Annotated in this window: 19 protein-coding genes; 6 read left to right on the forward strand and 13 right to left on the reverse strand. The window is 69.0% G+C overall.

The window, feature by feature from the left end:
* Positions 1 to 3: 3 nt before the first annotated feature.
* Positions 4 to 711: an aspartate/glutamate racemase family protein gene (locus tag KYC_RS10210; RefSeq protein ID WP_008161655.1), complete on the forward strand. Its 708-nt coding sequence runs from the start codon at positions 4 to 6 to the stop codon at positions 709 to 711.
* Between the two features lie 6 nt (positions 712 to 717).
* On the opposite strand, the gene KYC_RS10215 is transcribed toward KYC_RS10210, so the two are convergent.
* Positions 718 to 1428: a Crp/Fnr family transcriptional regulator gene (locus KYC_RS10215; RefSeq protein WP_008161657.1), complete on the reverse strand. Its 711-nt coding sequence runs from the start codon at positions 1426 to 1428 to the stop codon at positions 718 to 720.
* Between the two features lie 161 nt (positions 1429 to 1589).
* Between KYC_RS10215 and KYC_RS10220 the strand changes: the two genes are divergently transcribed.
* Both KYC_RS10220 and KYC_RS10225 read left to right on the forward strand, forming a co-directional pair.
* Positions 1590 to 3245 carry an acyl-CoA synthetase gene (locus KYC_RS10220; protein WP_008161660.1) on the forward strand — a complete coding sequence of 552 codons (1656 nt, stop codon included), beginning with the start codon at positions 1590 to 1592 and terminating at the stop codon, positions 3243 to 3245.
* A 36-nt stretch (positions 3246 to 3281) separates the two neighbouring features.
* A complete protein-coding gene (locus KYC_RS10225) occupies positions 3282 to 5051 on the forward strand; it encodes an acyl-CoA dehydrogenase (RefSeq protein ID WP_008161663.1) in 1770 nt (589 codons plus the stop codon).
* Between the two features lie 76 nt (positions 5052 to 5127).
* Here KYC_RS10225 and KYC_RS10230 read toward each other — a convergent pair whose 3' ends face one another.
* Complete coding sequence (locus KYC_RS10230) at positions 5128 to 6348, reverse strand: MFS transporter (protein WP_008161665.1); 1221 nt, start codon at positions 6346 to 6348, stop codon at positions 5128 to 5130.
* A gap of 118 nt (positions 6349 to 6466) precedes the next feature.
* Between KYC_RS10230 and KYC_RS10235 the strand changes: the two genes are divergently transcribed.
* Positions 6467 to 6949: a winged helix-turn-helix transcriptional regulator gene (locus KYC_RS10235; protein WP_008161666.1), complete on the forward strand. Its 483-nt coding sequence runs from the start codon at positions 6467 to 6469 to the stop codon at positions 6947 to 6949.
* 17 nt (positions 6950 to 6966) lie between these two features.
* Here KYC_RS10235 and KYC_RS10240 read toward each other — a convergent pair whose 3' ends face one another.
* The 4 genes from KYC_RS10240 to KYC_RS10255 form a co-directional block, all read right to left on the reverse strand.
* Positions 6967 to 7938 (reverse strand): pyridoxamine 5'-phosphate oxidase family protein, encoded by a 972-nt coding sequence (locus tag KYC_RS10240; RefSeq protein WP_008161668.1) that lies wholly within the window; start codon positions 7936 to 7938, stop codon positions 6967 to 6969.
* Positions 7939 to 7958: 20 nt separating this feature from the next.
* On the reverse strand, positions 7959 to 8588 hold the full coding sequence (locus tag KYC_RS10245; RefSeq protein WP_008161670.1) for a glutathione S-transferase family protein: 630 nt from the start codon (positions 8586 to 8588) through the stop codon (positions 7959 to 7961).
* A 105-nt stretch (positions 8589 to 8693) separates the two neighbouring features.
* A complete protein-coding gene (locus KYC_RS10250; RefSeq protein ID WP_008161673.1) occupies positions 8694 to 9581 on the reverse strand; it encodes a LysR family transcriptional regulator in 888 nt (295 codons plus the stop codon).
* A 47-nt stretch (positions 9582 to 9628) separates the two neighbouring features.
* A complete protein-coding gene (locus KYC_RS10255) occupies positions 9629 to 10579 on the reverse strand; it encodes a LysR substrate-binding domain-containing protein (RefSeq protein ID WP_008161675.1) in 951 nt (316 codons plus the stop codon).
* 112 nt (positions 10580 to 10691) lie between these two features.
* On the opposite strand from KYC_RS10255, the gene KYC_RS10260 reads away from it, so the two are divergent.
* Entirely contained in the window at positions 10692 to 11366 is a 675-nt protein-coding gene (locus KYC_RS10260) for an NAD(P)H-dependent oxidoreductase (RefSeq protein ID WP_043518054.1), read from the forward strand.
* Here KYC_RS10260 and KYC_RS10265 read toward each other — a convergent pair.
* The 6 genes from KYC_RS10265 to hmpA all read right to left on the reverse strand — a co-directional run bounded on the left by KYC_RS10265 (position 11282) and on the right by hmpA (position 17347).
* Positions 11282 to 12142 (reverse strand): helix-turn-helix transcriptional regulator, encoded by an 861-nt coding sequence (locus KYC_RS10265; RefSeq protein WP_008161679.1) that lies wholly within the window; start codon positions 12140 to 12142, stop codon positions 11282 to 11284. The genes KYC_RS10260 and KYC_RS10265 overlap by 85 nt on opposite strands.
* A 20-nt stretch (positions 12143 to 12162) precedes the next feature.
* A complete protein-coding gene (locus KYC_RS10270) occupies positions 12163 to 13122 on the reverse strand; it encodes a proline dehydrogenase family protein (protein ID WP_008161680.1) in 960 nt (319 codons plus the stop codon).
* A 90-nt stretch (positions 13123 to 13212) separates the two neighbouring features.
* Entirely contained in the window at positions 13213 to 14121 is a 909-nt protein-coding gene (locus tag KYC_RS10275; RefSeq protein WP_008161683.1) for a DMT family transporter, read from the reverse strand.
* Positions 14122 to 14278: 157 nt separating this feature from the next.
* Positions 14279 to 15526, reverse strand: a complete 1248-nt coding sequence (locus KYC_RS10280; RefSeq protein ID WP_008161684.1) for a D-amino acid dehydrogenase — start codon at positions 15524 to 15526, stop codon at positions 14279 to 14281.
* A 107-nt stretch (positions 15527 to 15633) separates the two neighbouring features.
* Complete coding sequence (locus KYC_RS10285; RefSeq protein ID WP_008161686.1) at positions 15634 to 16071, reverse strand: Rrf2 family transcriptional regulator; 438 nt, start codon at positions 16069 to 16071, stop codon at positions 15634 to 15636.
* A 58-nt stretch (positions 16072 to 16129) separates the two neighbouring features.
* On the reverse strand, positions 16130 to 17347 hold the full coding sequence (gene hmpA / locus KYC_RS10290) for an NO-inducible flavohemoprotein (protein ID WP_008161687.1): 1218 nt from the start codon (positions 17345 to 17347) through the stop codon (positions 16130 to 16132).
* 149 nt (positions 17348 to 17496) lie between these two features.
* Between hmpA and KYC_RS10295 the strand changes: the two genes are divergently transcribed.
* Positions 17497 to 17958: a GatB/YqeY domain-containing protein gene (locus KYC_RS10295; protein WP_008161689.1), complete on the forward strand. Its 462-nt coding sequence runs from the start codon at positions 17497 to 17499 to the stop codon at positions 17956 to 17958.
* 186 nt (positions 17959 to 18144) lie between these two features.
* On the opposite strand, the gene dinB is transcribed toward KYC_RS10295, so the two are convergent.
* The gene (dinB, locus tag KYC_RS10300) at positions 18145 to 19242 is read right to left on the reverse strand and encodes a DNA polymerase IV (protein ID WP_008161691.1); all 1098 of its coding nucleotides are present in this window, start codon (positions 19240 to 19242) and stop codon (positions 18145 to 18147) included.
* Positions 19243 to 19261 lie beyond the last annotated feature (19 nt).

The following is a 19261-nucleotide window of genomic DNA, read 5'->3' on the forward strand; positions in this document are numbered from 1 at the left end:
CGGATGAACCCCGCCCCGCTGCACATTGGAATCGTCGCCTGCTCCGCCGAAGGGGCCGCGCTCTGCTACCGCACCCTGTGCGCGGAAGGCGCCGGGCGCATGGGCCCGCATGCGCATCCCGAGATCTCGCTGCACACGCATTCGCTGGCGGATTACGTGGCCTGCCTGGACCGCCGCGATCTTGCCGGCGTCGGCGCGCTGATGCTGTCGTCGGCCGGCAAGCTGGCCCGCGCCGGCGCGGATTTCCTGATCTGCCCGGACAACACCATCCATCAGGCGCTGGACCACGTCCTGCCGCATTCGCCCCTGCCATGGCTGCACATCGCGCAGGAGGTCGCCCTGGTGGCGGCGGCGCGCGGGTATCGGCGCGTCGGCATTCTGGGGACGCACTGGCTGGTGGACAGCGAGGTCTACCCTGCCGGGCTGGACGCACAGGGCCTCGGCTGGGCACGGCCCGCGCACGAAGACCGGCTGCTGCTGGGCCGCATCATCATGGACGAACTGGTGTATGGCGTCTTCAAGCCCGATTCGGTGGCGCGCCTGCAGGGCATTGTCGAGCGGCTGCGCGACGAAGGCTGCGATGCGGTGGTGCTGGGGTGCACCGAACTGCCGCTGGTCCTGAACGACGGCAACTGCGTGCTCCCCACGCTGGACTCCACGCGCATCCTGGCGCGCGCGGCGCTGGACCGCGCCTTGGGCGGCCCCGCCTGACGCCCGTCAGATCTGGTCCAGCCCGTATTGCCGCAGGCGTTCCAGGTCCAGCACCTTGATCTGGTTGTAGGCCAAGGCAAGAATGCCCAGGTCGGCCAAGGCCTGGAGCGCCTGGTTGACCCGCTGGCGCGACAACCCCGTCAGGTAACCCAGTTCTTCCTGAGAGATCGCCAGGGTCAGGTCGGTGGACGGATAGAGCTGCGGGTTGAAAAGCTGGGCCAGCGATTGCGCCACCCGCGCGTCGGCATCCAGCAAACGGTGGTTCTGGATGGACGCGATGAACTCGCCCATGCGGTTATTCAACTGGCCGATGACGAAATGCGAAAAAGGCAGGCTGGCCGCCAGCAGCGCATGAAACGTGGCCGCCGGCACCAGCATCACCAGCGACGGCTGGATCGCCACCACATCGTATTTGCGCAGCTCGCGCTTGATGACGCTGCCCTCGCCGAACCAGCCGCCCGGCGGCACGCCGGAAAAGGTGCAGCTGCGGCCGGACTCGTTATAGATCGCCAGCTTCAGCAGGCCGCGGCTCACGCCCAGCCAGTAGTCGGACGGGGCATTGCGCCGCGCAATCCACGCGCCGTTGCCCACGTGCTCGGCGCGCGAGGTGGCCAACACCAGGTCCTGGTGGCGGGCGTCCAGCGCCCCGAACCACGGACAGGCGCCATACAGCGCCGGCAGTTCGTCGGAGGAAACTGTGTTTGAAACATCGGACATGGGAAGAACCGTGTAAAACTCGGGTATGCGCGGCTGTCTGGCCGTCTGTCATGCAGGCGACAGACGCCATTTTCCCGCCGGCCATAAGCTAGAGCAAGCGACGGGGATCAAACACCCCGCAGACGGATAAGAGGCGCCCCGCGCCCCATTGGAGACTAAGCATGAGCGGCATGTTCGATCACGGCCTTGCGCGCCGCGAGGCCAATTACGAAGCCCTGACCCCCGTGGATTTCATTGCGCGCGCCGCGCAGGTCTACGGGAACCGGCTGGCCATCGTCCACGGCAAGACGCGCCGCACCTGGGCCCAGACCTACGAACGCGCCCAGCGGCTGGCCGGCGCGCTGGCGCAGGCCGGCATCCAGCGCGGCGACACCGTTGCCGTCATGCTGCCCAACATACCGGCGATGGTCGAAGCCCACTTCGGGGTGCCCATGCTGGGCGCCGTGCTCAACACGCTGAACACGCGCCTGGACACGCCCAGCGTGCTGTTCATGCTGGGCCACGGCGAAGCCCGCGCGCTCATCGTCGACACCGAATACGCCGACATCGCCCAGCGCGCCCGGGCCGAGTTTCCCCACCTGAAGGTCATCTCCGTGCACGACCTGGAGGGCGCCCCCGCCACGCTGCCCGGCGCAACCGACTACGAAGCCTTCCTGGCGGCCGCACCGGCCGCCTACGACTGGAAGCCGCCCGCCGACGAATGGGACGCCATCGCGCTGAACTACACGTCCGGCACCACCGGCGATCCCAAGGGCGTGGTCTACCACTATCGCGGCGCCTACCTGAACGCGGTCAGCAATATCCTGGAATGGGACATGCCCAAGCATCCCGTTTACCTGTGGACGCTGCCGCTGTTCCACTGCAACGGCTGGTGTTTCGCCTGGACCGTCGCCGCGCGCGCGGGCGTAAACGTGTGCCTGCGCAAGTTCGATCCCAAGACGGTGTTCGACCTGACCCGCGACGAAGGAGTCACCCACTACTGCGGCGCGCCCATTGTGCAGAGCGCGCTGGCCAACGCCCCGGCCGACATGCGCGCCGGCATCACGCACACGGTGCGCACCATGGTGGCGGGCGCGGCCCCGGCGCCGGCCGTCATCGACAAAATGCGCGAAATCGGCTTCGAGCTGACCCACGTGTACGGCCTGACCGAGGTCTACGGCCCGGCCGCCGTGTGCGCCCACCAGGACGCCTGGGACGCGCTGGATCCCGAGCGCCGCGCCCTGCTGACCGCTCGCCAGGGTGTGCGCTACCACCTGCAGGCCGGCGTATCCGTGCGCAACCCGGAAACCATGCAGGAAGTGCCGCCCGACGAAGAGACGATTGGCGAAGTCATGTTCCGCGGCAACATCTGCATGAAGGGCTACCTGAAGAACGAACGCGCCACCGAAGACGCCTTCGCCGGCGGCTGGTTCCATACCGGCGACCTGGGCGTGATGACGGCCGACGGCTATGTCCGCATCAAGGACCGCAGCAAGGACATCATCATCTCCGGCGGCGAAAACATCTCCAGCATCGAGGTCGAGGACGCCCTCTACCGCCATCCCGCCGTGGCGGCCGTGGCGGTGGTGGCGATGCCCGATCCCAAGTGGGGCGAAACCCCGTGCGCCTTCGTGGAACTCAAGCCTGGCTGCTCGGCCACGGCGGATGAGATCATTGCGCACTGCAAGCTGCTGCTGCCGGGCTTCAAGGTGCCGCGCGCGGTGCGCTTCGGCGAACTGCCCAAGACATCCACCGGCAAGATCCAGAAATTCGAGCTGCGCGCCGCCGTCGGCGCCACGTCCGCCATCGACGTGGCCAACCCCGGCAAGCCGGCCTGACCCCTCTTATCCGATAACACCAGGAGCGCATACGCCATGACGTACCAAGCCCCCGTGAAAGACATGCTGTTCGTGCTGAACCACCTGGCGGGCCTGCCCCAGGTGGCTGCCCTGCCCGGCTTCGAGGAGGCCACGCCCGACACCGCCCAGGCCGTGCTGGAGGAATCCGCCCACTTCGCCGCGGAGGTGCTGGCGCCGCTGAACCACCCGGCCGACCGCGAGCCCAGCGCCTGGCGCGACGGCGCCGTCACCACCGCGCCGGGCTTCAAGCAGGCTTTCCGCCAGTACGCCGACGCCGGCTGGCAGGGTATGTCGCATCCCGTGGAATACGGCGGCCAGGGGCTGCCCGGCCTGATCGGTTCGCCTTGCTCTGAAATGCTGAACGCGGCCAATCTGTCGTTCGCGCTCTGCCCGCTCCTGACCAACGGCGCCATCGAGGCCCTCATGGTCGCCGGCTCGCCCGAACTGCGCGAGCGCTTCATCGGCCCCATGATCTCGGGCCAGTGGACCGGCACCATGAACCTGACCGAGCCGCAGGCGGGCTCCGACCTGGCCATGATCCGCACCCGCGCGCAGCCCGTGGGCGACGGCACGTACCGCCTGTCCGGCACCAAGATCTTCATCACCTATGGCGAACACGACCTGGCCGAGAACATCCTGCACCTGGTGCTGGCCCGGCTGCCCGACGCGCCCGAGGGCGTGAAGGGCATTTCCCTGTTCCTGGTGCCCAAATTCCTGGTCAACGAGGACGGCTCGCTGGGCGAGCGCAATGACGTCGCCTGCGTTTCGATCGAACACAAGCTGGGCATCAAGGCCAGCCCCACCGCCACGCTGCAGTTCGGCGACGCGGGCGGCGCGCTGGGCTATCTGGTCGGCCAGGAGAATCGCGGTCTGGACGCCATGTTCATCATGATGAACGCCGCCCGCTACGCCGTGGGCGTGCAGGGCATCGCCATCGCCGACCGCGCCTACCAGCATGCGATCGCCTATGCCGCCGAACGCGTGCAGAGCCGCCCGGTGGATGGCTCGTCGCGCGACGCCGTCCCCATCATCCAGCATCCGGACGTGCGCCGCATGCTGGGCACCATGCGCGCGCTGACCGAGGCCGGCCGCGCGCTGGCGTATGTCACCGCCGGCCATGCGGACCTGGCCCACGCCAGCCCCGACGCCGGCGAGCGCAAGCGCCAGCTCGCCATCCAGGAATTCCTGGTGCCCATCGTCAAGGGCTGGTGCACCGAGATGTCGATCGACGTCGCCAGCCTGGGCGTGCAGGTGCACGGCGGCATGGGTTTCATCGAAGAAACCGGCGCCGCGCAGTACTACCGCGACGCCCGCATCCTGACCATCTACGAAGGCACGACTGCAATCCAGGCCAACGACCTGGTGGGCCGCAAGACCCTGCGCGACGGCGGCGCCGTGGCGCGCGCCCTGCTGGACGCGGTCCGCCAGACCGAAGCCGACCTGCAAGCCCGCAGCGAGCCCGCCGCCGGCCGCATGCTCAAGCCGCTGCGCGAAGCCCGCGAGGCCCTGGCCAGCGCGGTCGAATTTGTCCTGGCCAACGCGGCCGGCAATCCGAATGCGGTGTTCGGCGCGGCGGTGCCCTATCTGCTGCTGGCGGGCACCACGCTGGCCGGCTGGCAGATGGCCCGCGCAATGCTGGCCAGCCTGGACCTCCGGGCGCAGGATCCGGCCTTCCACGACGCGAAGATCGCCACGGCGCAGTGCTACGCGCTGCACAAGCTGACGCAGGCGCCGGGGCTGGCGGCCGTGGTGCTGGGTTCGGGCGAATATGCGGTGCAGCCGTAAGGTGGCGATGAAGGGTTGAGCCGGGGCCGGCCGTGCAAGGCCGGTTCCATTCGGCCCGATCCGACATGGCCGGACCTTACGCGGCCCTGCTCTCCCGCGCCTGGCGGATGCGCGGCGCCGTCGCCATCCAGAACACCAGCGCCGCCACGCTCAGGCCCGCGCCCAGCACGCATACCCCCAACCAGCCCGTCCGCGCATACACCGCAGTCGCCGCGATGGATCCCAGGCCGCTGCCCACCGCATAGAACATCATGTAGCCCGCCACCAGGCGGCTGTGCGCCTGCGCGCTGATGCTGAAGATCATGGCCTGGTTGGTGACGTGCAGCGCCTGCAAGGCCAGGTCCAGGACCAGCACGCCGAAGGCGAGCAGCCACAGGCTTTGCTCCAGGAAGGCGATGGGCGCCCACGCCAGGCACAGCAGGGCCAGACCCGCGGCGGTGGTCCGCTGGCCGTGGCCGCCGTCGGCCAGCCGGCCGGCGCGCGCGGCCATCAGCACGCCCACCACCCCCACCAGCCCGAAGGCGCCGACCGCCGTGTGCGACAGCGCATGCGGCGGCGCGCTCAGCGGCAGCACCATCGCCGTCCAGAACGCGCTGAACGCCGCAAACATCAGCAAGGCGATCATGCCCCGCACCCGCAGGACGCGTTCGGTGGCAAGCAGGGTGAAGACAGAACGCAGCAGCGCGCCGTAGCGTAGTCCCGCCGTGGGCAGGCGCCGCTGCGGCAGCCATCGCGCCAGGGCCAGCGCCAACAGCGCGGACATGCCGGCCGACACCAGATACACCGCCCGCCAGCCCCACAGATCGGCCAGCGCGCCAGCCAGCGTGCGCGCCAGCAGCAGGCCGATCACCACCCCGCCCTGGGCCGCGCCCACCACACGTCCGCGCTCGGACGGCGCGGCCAGCGCGGCCGACAGCGCCAACAGGCCCTGCGTCATCGCCGTGCCCAAGAGGCCCAGGGCCACCATGCCCGCCAGCAGCCAGGGCGCATTCACGGACAACGCCACGGCGCCCAGCGCCAACACCAGCAGGCCCAACTGCACCAGCATCAGACGGCGGCGATCCACCAGGTCGCCCAGCGGCACCACGAAAAACAGTGCAAGCGCACAGCCCAACTGCGTGGCGCTGACGACGATGCCGACCGCGGCCTCGTCCATCCGGAATTCCCGCGCAATGGCGTCCAGGAGGGGCTGCGCGTAATACACGTTGGCGACGCTCAGGGCGCAAGCCGCCGCCAGCAGCAGCACCAGGGCGGTGGACATCGGACGCGCGGCGTCGGATTGAGCGGGAAGTTTCATGATGAATCCAGTTTTATTACGAAACCAGAATGCTAGGCCGATAGGTTTTATAATGCAACCACGTTCGCCCCCTTCCCGGGAAATCGCCAGCCACCCGCAACCCCGCTCAGGAACCGACATGGTCAAACGCACCAGCCTTGAAGGCGCCGCCTGCCCCGTGGCGCGCTCGCTCGACGCCATCGGCGACTGGTGGTCGCTGCTGATCGTGCGCGACGCCTTCGACGGGCTGCGCCGCTTCGGCGAGTTCCAGAAGAACCTGGGCATGGCCAAGAACATCCTCAGCGACCGCCTGCGCACCCTGGTCGCGCACGGCATCCTGGCCGTCGCGCCGGCGTCCGACGGCAGCGCCTATCAGGAATACGTGCTGACGGAAAAAGGCCAGGCCCTGTTTCCGGTGATCGTGGGCCTGCGCCAATGGGGCGAGGAGCATTACTACGGCCCCGACGAGCCGCATTCGGCGCTGATCGACCGCAAGCGGGGCCAGCCGGTGCGCCCGATCGAGATCCGCGCCCAGGATGGCCGCCTGCTTGCCGCGGGCGACACGGTCGTGCGCAAGGTCGCATCGTCAGGTCAGGACCCGCGGGCGGACACCGCCGGCTGACCGGATAACGGCTCGTTCTATGCCGCGGCCGGCCACCGTCCGGTCGCCAGCGCGGTCGGCGACCAGGCATCGAACCTCCACCGCAAGGCCAGCGCGCCCGGCCGCCTGACCGCCCTGCGCACGTGCACGCGCCACAGGCGTTCGGCCCCCTGGAACGTGGCGATCTCGGGATCGTCCAGCACCACTTCCGCGCGCCCGCTCAGCTGCAGCACGTCGCCGCGCTCGAAGTCGATGAAAAGCAATCCGGCGACGGGGTTGGCCGCCAAGTTGCCCAGGGTGTTGAAGAAGCGGTTGCCGGAGAAGTCCGGAATGGTCAGCGTGTCGCCATCCACCCGCACGAAACCGGGCTTGCCGCCGCGGTGCGAAACATCCACGCCGCGGCCGCCGGCGCTTTCCTCGCGGTCCACGTAGCTGGCGACAAAGAAAGTGTCGGACTCCGAAATCAAGACGCGCGACGCGGCATCCAGACCAGTCTGCTCGGGCAATGCGGCGGCAAAGCGCAGCGACGGCGAGCGCGAGAAATAGAAGTCGCGCGACTGGATGTACTGCGGGCAGTTTCCGAAGGACTGCGCCACCGTCACCTCGAAACGCTTGCCGTCCCAGCCTGAGATGCGCCCGTTCATGCGATTGCGCCGCCGCGTATGCAGTTCGATGCCCAGCAAGCCCACCGGCTTGCCCGGCCCCAGCCCTGCCCGCAGCGGATCGTCTGCGTCCGGCATCGCCGAAATGCGCAGGGTGTGCGGATCGGGCGACACGGCAAAGCCGGGCTCCGCTTCCAGGACACCCGCCCAGGGATCGCCCTGCGCGTCGACCGCGCCGGCCACCAGGAACGGAAGCTGCGCGAAGAATTCCCGATGCTGGTCAGGCATGAAGCCGCGGATGACCTTGCGCCCCACCAGATCCATGCGCGCGGCGACACCCGCGTGTTCCTGCAACTGCAGCTCGCCGGCATGCCAGGGCGACGGCGCGGTGTTTTCTGGAAGGGTCATGGCGGTCTCCTTGGACGCTTTCAGGCGGCCAGCAGGCCCACGGGCGATGACGCCATGGGCACGAAGCGCGGCAGGTTTTCGATGCTGGCGAGCCAGGCCCGGATCCGCGGGTACTCCGCCAACGACACGTTGCCCTCCGGCGCATGGGCCACGTAGGCGTAGCAGGCCACATCGGCGATGGTCGGCGCATCGCCCGCCAGGAAGCGGCGCCGGCCCAGCTCGCCTTCCATGACGCCAAGCAAGGCATGGGCGCGCGCCAGCGTGGCGTCGGCATCAAGCGGCGCGCCGAACAGCGTTACCAGGCGCGCCGACGCAGGCCCGGCCGCCAGCGGACCGGACGCCACCGACAGCCAGCGCTGGACCGCCGCGGCGCCGACGGGATCCTGCGGCAGCCACGCCTCGCCGCCATAGCGCTTTGCGAGATACACCAGGATGGCCGTCGAATCGGCGACCACAGCGCCGTTGTCGTCGATCACCGGCACCTGGCCGAAAGCGTTGAGGGCCAGGAACTCGGGGAGCTTCTGTTCGCGGCGGCGCAGATCCACGTCGATGCTTTCGTGGGGCACTTCCAGCAGGGACAGCATCAACTCGACGCGATGCGCATGGCCGGACAGCGCATAGCGGTAGAACTTCAGGGGGGTGGCGGGCATTTGGGGGCTCCGGGTGGAATCGAGGTTCCATCTTGAGCCGCCCGCCGCACAAAGAGAACGGCCGGCGCGGGCAAGACACTCTTGCCGTACATGAAATAAAGCCGGTCAGGCCGGCAGCGCCGCCAGGTCGCGCCGCAGGGCGTCGACGCAGAACTCCACGAAGCTGCGCACCTTGGCCGAGCTTTTGCGCCCTTCGGGATACACCACATGGACCGGCAGCGGCGGCAGCTCGAAGTCGCGCAGCACCACCTGCAGAGCCCCGCTGGCCAGGTGCGGCGCCACCTGGTAGGACACCACCTGCGTCAGTCCCCAGCCCTCGCGCGCCGCCATGACCGCCGCCTGGAACGACGTCACCGTCAGCTGGGACTGCACGTTCAGCCGCCGGATCTGGCCGTCCTGCAGAAAGCGCCATTGCGGCCCCCTGCCCTCCATGGCGGCCGTGATCGTGCAGAAGCGATGCAGCGCCTCGGGGTCTTCCGGCACGCCATTGACGCGCAGGAAATCCGGCGATGCGCAGACCACCCGCCGCACGTGCCCGACCGGCACCGCGGTCAGCGAAGAATCCGGCAAGGCCCCGATCCGGACGGCGACGTCGATGTCCTCATCCAGCAGGTTCACCACGCGGTCCACCAGCAGCGTGCGGACCGACACCTGGCGATGCTGGCGCAGGTAGCCCAGCACCGCCGGCATTACGTGCAATTCGCCGAACAGCGCGGGCGCGGTGATGGCCAGCGCGCCGCGCGGCGCGGCCATGGCGCCTGCGGCGGCGTCGTCGGCCTGCTCGACCTCTTCCAGGATGCGCCGGCAATCGGCGGCATAGCGCTGTCCGGCTTCGGTAAGGCGCAGGCTGCGGGTCGTGCGCACCAGCAGCAAGGCGCCCAGGCGGCGCTCCAGCGCGGCCACGCTGCGCGTGACGGTGGGCGCGGACATCTCCAGCCGCCGCGCGGCCGCGGCGAAGCCGCCCGCATCGGCCACCGCCAGGAATACCGTCATTTCATGGAATCGATTCACGGCCGGAAGGCTCCGCTGAGTTTCCCTGACTATAACTGGCGGGTCTTGCCGAGCGACGCCTGACGCCCGGCCGATCCCGGCAAGGATCCGCGCTGGCCGGCTTGGAATTCCTTGCGCAGCCACGCCAGAAAAGCCCTGACGGGCGGATGGCGTTCGCGTCCCGGCGCGCACAGCGCGGTGTAGGCGGATCCGGGCACCTGGACCTGCGGCCGGTACGGCGCCAGGGTCCCGGCGGCCACGCTGTCCGACACCATGACCGAACTGGCCAGCACCAGGCCCTGACCCGCGATGGCGGCCTGCAGGGCGTAGTGCTCTTCCTCATAGGCATGCTCGGAAACAGGCCGGCGCCACGCCGGCAGGCCGGCCGCCTGGCACCAGGCCTGCCAGCCCTGGTCGTACAGATCTGAATCCCGCCAGCGCACGGTCACCAGCGCGGGCGCGCGCCGGCCCGCCAGCGCCACCTGCGCCGGCGCCCCGTACACGCCGAACCATTCGGGCAGCGTGCAGGCGGCGTGCAGGGCCGGATAACGCTGGCTGCTGTAGCGGATGGCGACATCCACGCTGGCGTCCTGCAGCAGATCCACGGTGTCCGCGGCTGCGTCCAGCCTCAACTGGTACTGCGGGCAGGCCTGGTGGAAACGCCCCAGCCTGGGCACCAGCCACAAGGCGGCGAACGAATGCGTCGTGGATACCGTCAGCGCGCCCGACACGGGCTCGGGCCGCAGCGCGTCCAGCGTCTGCGCCACGTCCAGCAAGGCGCCATGCACGCCGGCGAAAAGGCGCGCGCCCTTGTCGGTCAGGCGCACGCCGCGCGGCACGCGGTCGAACAGCGCGCATCCCACATGACGCTCCAGCGCCTTGATCTGGTGCGAGACCGCCGTTGGCGTGACGGACAGTTCGGCCGCGGCCAGCTTGAAACTGCGCAGCCTGGCGGCCGCCTCGAACGTGCGCAGCGCGGTGACGGGGAGCGTGGCGAACATGGCCGGATTCCTGGGATGAATTCAGTTCATCTTAATGAAGGAATCGTCATTTGTCGCGGGTCTTCCCAAAGCTCAATATCGTGGCTTATTCATCCATTCCAAGGACCCAGACATGAATTCAAGTCAACAATCAAAGCGCCTGCTCATCCTGGTGGGCAGCCCGCGCCGCGACGGCAACAGCGCCGCGCTGGGCGAGGCCGCGCGCCGCGGCGCCGACGCGGCGGGCACGCTGGCGACGCTGCTGTTCCTGGACGACTACATTCAGGGATTCCTGCCGGACCTGCGGCGTGCGGGCGCACCCGCCGACCGTTACGCGGAGCTGTTTCTGGAGCATTTCCTGCCGGCCGACGGCGCGCTGATCTGCACGCCCATCTATTGGTATGGCATGTCCGCGCAGACCAAGGCGTTCTTTGACCGCTCATTCACCCACTACGCCGGATCCGGCCCGGAACCGGAGCGGGTCATGGCCCGCATGACCGGCAAGCGGCTGGGCCTGGCCGTCGCCTCGGAAGAGACCTATCCGGGCGCGGCGCTGGGCATCGTTCACCAGGTGCAGGAGTACGCGCGCTACACCCATTCCGACTTCGTCGGCTACGTGCACGGCGCCGGCAACCGGCGGGGCGAAGTCGCGCGCGATCCCCGGCGGCCGCTGGAAGCGGCGGAGCAGCTGGGCCGGGAATTCTTCACGCGCACGTACTCGGACTACCGGATCGAGACGCCCCGCAGCCGCACCGTCTGGGAATCCGAGGCGTCGGCCCTGGCCAGCACGCCGGGCGTGCTGCCGTAGATCTGCTTGAACACGCGGGTCAGGTGCGCCTGGTCCGCGAAGCCCACCGCCTGCGCCGCATCTGCAAGCGGCAAGCCCGCGCGCAGCAGCGCGCGGGCCCGCGCCACCCGCCAGTTGCGCAGCCAGGCCTGCGGCGGCAGGCCGTAGCGCCGGGCGAACTGCTTGACCAGCGTCGTGCGGTGCCGGTCCTGCGCCTGGGCCAGCGTTTCCAGGTCCGGCGCGCAAGCGGGATCGGCGGCCATGCGCTGGCGCAGCAAGGCGCAGACGTCGTCCATGTCGGCGGATTCGCTTGCGGATTCATCGGCGGGCATGGCTTCCCGCGCTTTGGCGTGCGCGGCCAGCAGGCCGAACAGGGCGGCCGAAATGCGCTCGCGCCCCCGTGCGGGCGGGATGTCTTCGGGCGCCAGCGCTTCCAGCCATCGGCCACAGAGCCCGGGATCGGCGATGACCGGCCCGGCGAACCGGGCGCCCTGGGCGTACAACGCGCGTTCATGGTCCTGGAACCAGGCGGGGTCGATGTAGGCCATGCGGTATGCCAGCGGTCCGGCGGACGTGCCGCCGGTATGGACCTGGCCCGGTGCGATCACCACCAGGTCGCCCGCGTTCGCAGCGTGGGATTCCCCCTGCACCGTGAAATCGCAGCGCCCCTGCTCGACGGCGCCGATGGACCAGGCGTCGTGAAAGTGCGGCGCATAGCGGTAGGCGCGCAGGTCCGCGATCAGGACGTCGCCGGGCAGGCCGGCGCCGCAATGCCAGATATGTTGAGAAACCGCCATGTTGGGCCAGCCCTTCGCGGCTATCCGAAGTAGCGCCCGTCCGACTTGAGCGAACGGGCCAGCAGCCACGCGTTGCGAGGGTTTTCTCCCACGCGGCGGATGGCGTACGGCCACCAGTCCGCGCCGAACGGGAGATAGACCCTGACGTTATAGCCCAATCCCCGCAGCGCCAGCTGCCAGTCGGGCCGCACGCCATAGAGCATTTCAAATTCAAAGTCGTCCGCGGACCAGCCGCGTTCGCGGGCCAGATCCATGATGGCGCCCGCCAGCCGGTCGTCGTGGGTGCCGAAGACCGGATAGAAGCCCGATTCCCGCGCCTCGCGCGACAGCATGATGGACGCCGCGTCCAGATAGGCCTGGTCGATGCGGGCGCGGCCCGCGTGATCCAGCGCGCGCTCGGGAAACGCGCCCTTGACCAGCCGCACGGACGTGCGCTGGCGAATCGCCCAGGCCAGGTCCTCGGGCGTGCGCCGCCGCCGCGCCTGCAGCGTGAGCGCCGCGGGAAGACCGGCTTCAAGCAGGTTCCGATGCAGCGCGCAGGTGCGGTCCCGGATGCCTGCGTCTTCCATGTCCAGCATCATCCCGTCGCGCCCGCCTGTCGCCGCCGGCCGCAGCGCCGTGGCGATGCGGCGCGCGTTGTCCTCGCCCAGCGCGTCGCTGTGCATGTAGCCGATGGCGGTGGGATCGACGGACACATGGACATCCAGGCCGGCTTCGGCCAGCCCGCGGCACGCGCCAATCGCCTGCGCCACGTTGTGCTCGATGGCGCCCCGGTCCGCCACGTATTCGCCCAGGTAGAACAGCGAGACCCGGATGCCATGCGCTTCCCGCAGGCGGACGGCGGTGCGCAGCGCGGCCGGCAGGTCGGCGCCGCCGACGAAACGGCGCGCCAGCGAGCTGCGGTCCGCAATCGCCCGCATCGCCCTGCCGGCTGCCGGGCTGCGCGCCAGCGCAATCGTGGTTCTCTGGAAAATGCTCATGGCCATCCCGTTCAAAGATGGCCACTATGCGGTCGCGGCGGGCGAATGTCTTGAACGCCCGTGAATCGCCCCCGCGTCTATGGCGGCGCGCTAGGCCCTGCCTGCCGCCAGGGCGCGGCCCGCGCCGAACAGCGGCCGCTGCACCGTCTGCGCCAGCAGCACCCCGGCCAGGGTGACCGCCCCGCCGATCAGGTGATAGCCATGCAGTTGTTCGCGCAGCATGAGGAACGCGGCCAGCGCGGTAAAGAGCGGCAGCAGGTTGATGAAGATGCTGCAGCGGTTGGGCCCCAGCCGCTGCACGCCTTCGATCCACAGGTACGACAGCAGCACCGACGAGAAAATGCCTGCGTAGAGGATCAGCGGCACGGTGTTTACGTCCAGCGCCGCCTGCGCCGCCGGCACGCGCAAGTACAGCGGCAGTATGTAGATCAGCGCAAAGATGGACTGGACGAACGTGGACTGCCAGGCCGGAACCGGCACCTTCCAGTGCCGCAGCAGCACGCCGTACAGCGCATAGGACAACGCCGCCAGCAGCATCAGGCCGTCGCCCACATGGACGCCGTGCTGGAACACGCTCAGCATGTCGCCCTGCCCCACCAGGTACAGCAGGCCCACGAACGACAGCGCTCCGCCGGCGGCCATGCCCAGCGTGAGCGGATCGCGCAGGATCACGACGCTGAGCAGCATGCTGAGCAGCGGGATCAGGGCCGTCAGGATGGCCATGTTGGTGGCGGTCGTGGTTTCGGCCGCGCGGTAGGACAGCGCCTGGAATACGGCCGCCGACAGCGCGCCGTACAGCGCCAGCTTGGGCCAGTGCCGCAGAATGACCTTGCGGTTGCGCCACGCGGGCCGGGCCGTGAACAGGCCCATCAGGAACAGCGCCAGCAGCAGCCGATAGAACGTGATGGCGGTTGGCGAGATGGCGCTGGCGGCCATCTTGGACACGATGACGTTGCCCGCCCAGAACAGGATGGCGAACAGGGGAAACAGATAGGACATGGCGGTTTCGCTCGAAGGATGCGGATGGTTCCCCCTCGCCCGAGCCGCTGAAAAGCGGCTTCGCGCGGGGGGATGACCGCTATCCTATTGAGCCTCGGCCAGCCCGTCTGCCGACGAAAAGGCAGACGCTATCGCAAAATGGACATTCCCCGCGCCGTCAGGGTTTGAACGGCGCGGCGTCCAGCGGCAATTCCATGCCGCCCATCTGCGCGGTCAGCAGCGCCGCGCTGCCGCAGGACAGCGTGAATCCCAGCGCGCCCTGGCCGATGTTCAGCCAAAGGTTGTCGGCCGCGTGGCTGCGTCCGATCAAGGGCTTGCCCGTGGGCGTGGCCGGACGCAGCCCGGCCCAGGGAATGGCCTGGCGCAGATCCAATCCGGGGAAGGCTTCGAGCACCTGGCGCTTGAGCAGGCCGATGCGCGCCGAGTCGATGTCGGCGTTGTCGCTGCCGATGTCGACCATGGCCGCAATCCGCAACACGCCGCCGACGCGGGCGTAGACGATGCGCCGCTCGTAGTCGGTCACGCTGATGCGCGGCGCGATCGTGTCGTCGTCCGCCAGCGGCACGCTCAGGCTATAGCCCTTCAGGGGATACAGCGGCACGTCGTGGCCCAGGGGATTGAGCAGCGCGCGCGTGCCGACGCCAGTGGCCAGCACCACCGCGTCGGCGCCGATATCGCCGTCCCGGCTGTTGACGGCGACAATGCGGCGGCCTTCGCGCTGCAGGCCCGACACCGGGTTGGACATGACGCACTGCACGTTGCCCATGGTCTGCAGGCGGTCGAACAGCGCTTCGGTGAACTGGCGGCAGTCGCCCGCTTCTTCACTGGGGGTATAGATGGCGCCCGCCAGGCTGGCGCCCATGCCGGCCAGCGCGGGTTCGCGCGCCACCGTCTGCGCCGCGTCCAGCACCTGCTGATCGGCGCCGTGCGCAGCCTGGTAGGCCACCAGGGCGCGCGCCTTGTCCAGCAATTCGGCGCTGCGGTACGCGATGAGCTTGCCGTTCTTGAGATGGCCGAAATCCAGGTTTTCCTGTTCCAGCAGCGAATGCATCACATCACGGCTGAGATACGACAGGGTCAGCAGCTGGGCGGTGGACGCGTTGGCCACGGACGCGCGGCAGGCCAGCGCGAACTGCAGGCACCAGCGCCACTGGTGGGGATCCAGCCGCGGCCGGAAGCGCAGCGGCGAATCGTGCCGCAGCAGCCAGCCCGGCACACTGGGCAGCACCCCGGGGCCGGCCAGCGGCGCAACGTAGCTGTAGCTGAGCTGGCCGCCATTGGCGTAGCTGGAGACCTCGGCAGGACGGGCCTGGCTGTCCACCAGCACCACGTCATGTCCCTGACGCGCCAGGAAATAGGCTGACGTGACACCCACGACGCCGGCGCCGATTACGCAAACGCGCATACCGTTATCCAAATGAAACCGCGAAGGCGTTAATTTTGTAACGTGCGCGGCCGCGCCGGCAAATGCCAATCGGCGCAGGGGCCATAACCAAACTTCATGTGCCTGGATCAGGCGACCCGATGCAGCTTGATGATGGCGGCGGCGGTCGGTTCGCGCACCAGGTCGGCCAGCGTGTAGCCATTGAGCGCGTCATAGAACGCCTGCAGCGTCTGCGCCAGCACGCCCGACAGCCGGCACACGCCGTCCAGCGCGCAGGGAGGCTCGCGGCAATCAATGAGCGGCCCCTGCTGTTCGAGTTCGCGGACCAGGTCGCCCACCCGGTACTCCGTGGCCGGACGCGCCAGGCTCAGCCCGCCGCCCTTGCCGCGCGACGTGCTGACCCACCCGCGCTGCGACATGAAATGCACCACCTTCACCAGATGGTTGCGCGACAGGGCGAAGCGGTCCGCGATCTCGGGGATCGTGACGGCGGCGGACCGGTCGCGGCATTGCGTCAGGTACATCAGGACGCGCAGGCCGAAGTCAGTGAATCGGGTCAGTTGCATGGCTGGGTGGAGGGCGGACCGGGCGGCCCGGAAACATCAGGCCGCCAGGATACACCTGTCAGGCGGCGACGCCGCCGGTGCCGAACGCCTCGGCGTGGATGCGGTCTTCGGCCACGCCCAGGCCCAGCAGCGCCTCGCGCTGAGCACGCATGAAGGCGGCCGGACCGCACAGGTAGTAATCCGCGCCCGGCACGATGGCCTCGTCGCGGATGGCGTGCAGGTCGACCCGGCCCGCGTGGTCGTAATCGCGGCCGGCCTGGTCGCCATGGCCGATTTCCTCGTAGAACACCGCCTTGCGCACATTGGCGCGCGTAGCGGCGATCTCGTTCACGTGGTCCCGCATGGCGTGGACCGAACGATTACGGCAGCCGTGCACGAAGCGGATCTGGCGGTCGTCGTTGGCGCTCACCAAGTGGTTCAGGATCGACACCATGGGCGTCAGCCCCACGCCGCCGCTCAGCAGCACGACCGGCGCCTCGCCGTCTTCGCGCAGGAAGAAATCGCCCTGCGGCGGCGCCACGTCCAGCACGCCGCCCTCTTCCAGGCGGTCGTGCAGGGCGTTGGACACGCGGCCCGCCGGCGTCTGGTCGCCCGCCGCTTCGCGCTTGACCGAGATGCGCAGGCGATGCTGGCCGGGCGCGTCCGACAGGCTGTATTGGCGCGGCTGCATCAGGCCCAGTTCCGGCACATAGACGCGCACCGACACATACTGGCCGGGACGGTACGCCGGAACCTCGCCGCCGTCGGCCGGAGCCAGGTAGAAAGACGTGATCTCCGCGCTTTCCGGCTGCTTGCCCACCACCTTGAACGCGCGCCAGCCCGTCCAGCCGCCCGGCTTGTTGGCGGATTCCGCATACAGACGCGCCTCTTCGGCGATCAGCAGGTCGGCCAGCTGGCCGTAGGCCGCCGCCCAGGCGTCCACCAGTTCGTCCGTGGCGGCCTCGCCCAGAACTTCGCGGATGGAGGCCAGCAGGTGCTTGCCCACGATGGCGTAGTGCTCGGGCCGGATGCCCAGGCTGACGTGCTTGTGCACGATGCGCGTCACCACCGGCATCAGCACAGAGGGATCGTCGATATGTTCGGCATAGGCCGTCACCGCGCCGGCCAGCGCATGCTGCTGCGCGCCGCCGGCCTGATGGGCCTGGTTGAAGATGTGCTTGAGTTCAGGGTTGTGCTGGAACATGCGCGCATAGAAATGCTTGGTCAGCGCGACGCCATGCGTCTTCAGGACCGGGGCGGTGGCCTTCACCAGCGCGCGGATTTGGGGGCTCAACATCAACTGCTCCTTGGTATTGCGATCGTGCTCGCTTTTAAAGATATATTTATAATACATCTTTAAGCGCAGACATCAAAACACCCGCGCGCCGCCTCCCGGCGCGCCCGGTTTACACTTCCCGTTTACCGCAACACCACAAAGGTTTCCCCATGAGCACTGCTACGCTCAAGACCCGCCTGTCCGACTCCGTCAAGGACGCGATGCGCGCCAAGGCCGCCGAACGCCTGACCACGCTGCGTTTCCTGCTGGCCGCCGTCAAGCAGAAGGAAGTGGACGAGCGCCGCGACCTGTCCGACGCCGAAATCACCGCCATCATCGAAAAGCAGGTCAAGCAGCGCCGCGAATCCATCGCTGCGTTCGAGCAGGCCGGCCGCACTGAAACCGCCGAACAGGAAAAGGCCGAATTGGTCGTGCTGCAGGAATTCCTGCCGCAGGCCGCCACGCCCGAGGAAGTGTCCGCCGCCATCGACGCCGCGCTGGCCGAAGTGGCCGCGCAGGGCGTGACCGGCGCGCCCGCCATGGGCAAGGTCATGGCCCTGCTCAAGCAGGCACTGGCCGGCCGCGCCGACATGACGGCGCTGTCGCAGCAAGTGAAGGCCCGTCTGGCCTGAGGAATTAGGCCCCCACGCCGCGCACGCTTCGCGTGCTTGCTGCCCCCCGAGGGGGCTGCCCCGCCTTCGGGCGGCCGGGCGGCGGGGCGGGCCCCCACGCCGCGCACGCTTCGCGTGCTTGCTGCCCCCCGAGGGGGCTGCCCCGCCTTCGGGCGGCCGGGCGGCGGGGCGGGCCCCACGCCGCGCCTAAAAAGCGCCGCCAAACAGATCCGGCTGGCGCGACTGCTCCGCCGGGTCGGCGAAGTTGCTCATCCCCACGCCGGCCAGCCGGTACAGCGTCTCGGGCGGCAGTTCCACGCGTTCGCAGAGCAGTTTCGCCAGGGCGGCCAGCTCCGCCGCCGAGGCCGGGGGATTGGCGCTGGTCTGGCTGCGCGTCAGGATGCGGAACCGGTCGGTCTTGAGCTTCAGGACCACCGTGCGTCCCAGGGCGCCCTTCTTCAGCGCCTGATCCCACACCTTTTCCGCCATGCGGTCGATCGCCTCGCCCACCGCATCCAGCCGCACGTCGCGCGAAAACGTGGTTTCCGCCGACACCTGCTGCAGCGGCTGGTCGGGTTGCACCTCGCGCTCGTCGATGCCGCGCGCCAATTCGTACAGCCGGCGGCCGTAGCGGCCGAAATAGTGTTCAAGCTCCTGGGCGCTGTGGGTGGCCAGGTCGCCCACCGTCTGGATGCCCAGTTGTTCAAGGCGCGCCTGCGTCACCTTGCCCACGCCCGGCACCTTGCGCACCGGCAGGGGCTCCAGGAAGGCCAGCACTTTGTTGGGCCGGACGACGAACAGGCCGTCCGGCTTGTTCCAGTCGGACGCGATCTTGGCCAGGAATTTGTTTGGCGCCACGCCCGCCGACGCGGTCAGGCCGGTTTCCTCGCGGATCTGCTGCCGGATGACCTGCGCCACCTCGGTGGCCGAAGGCAGCCCGCACTTGTTGACCGTGACGTCCAGGTAGGCCTCGTCCAGCGACAGGGGTTCGATCAGGTCGGTGTGGCGGGCGAAAATCTGCCGGACCTGGCGCGACACGTCGCGGTAGCGGTTGAAATCGGGCGGAACGTAGATGGCGTGCGGACAGAGGCGCTCGGCCTTGATGGCCGACATGGCCGAATGGATGCCGAAGCGGCGCGCTTCGTAAGAGGCGGCGCACACGACCGAGCGCGGGCCGGTCCAGGCGACGACCACTGGCTTGCCGCGCAATTCCGGGTTGTCGCGCTGTTCAACGGACGCGTAGAACGCGTCCATGTCCACATGGACGATCTTGCGCGGAGAGCGCGTCGTCTCCTGCCCGGTCATGACCTCGGTTCCGTGGCAA

This window comes from Achromobacter arsenitoxydans SY8 (assembly GCF_000236785.1).
Taxonomy (GTDB): domain Bacteria; phylum Pseudomonadota; class Gammaproteobacteria; order Burkholderiales; family Burkholderiaceae_B; genus Achromobacter; species Achromobacter arsenitoxydans.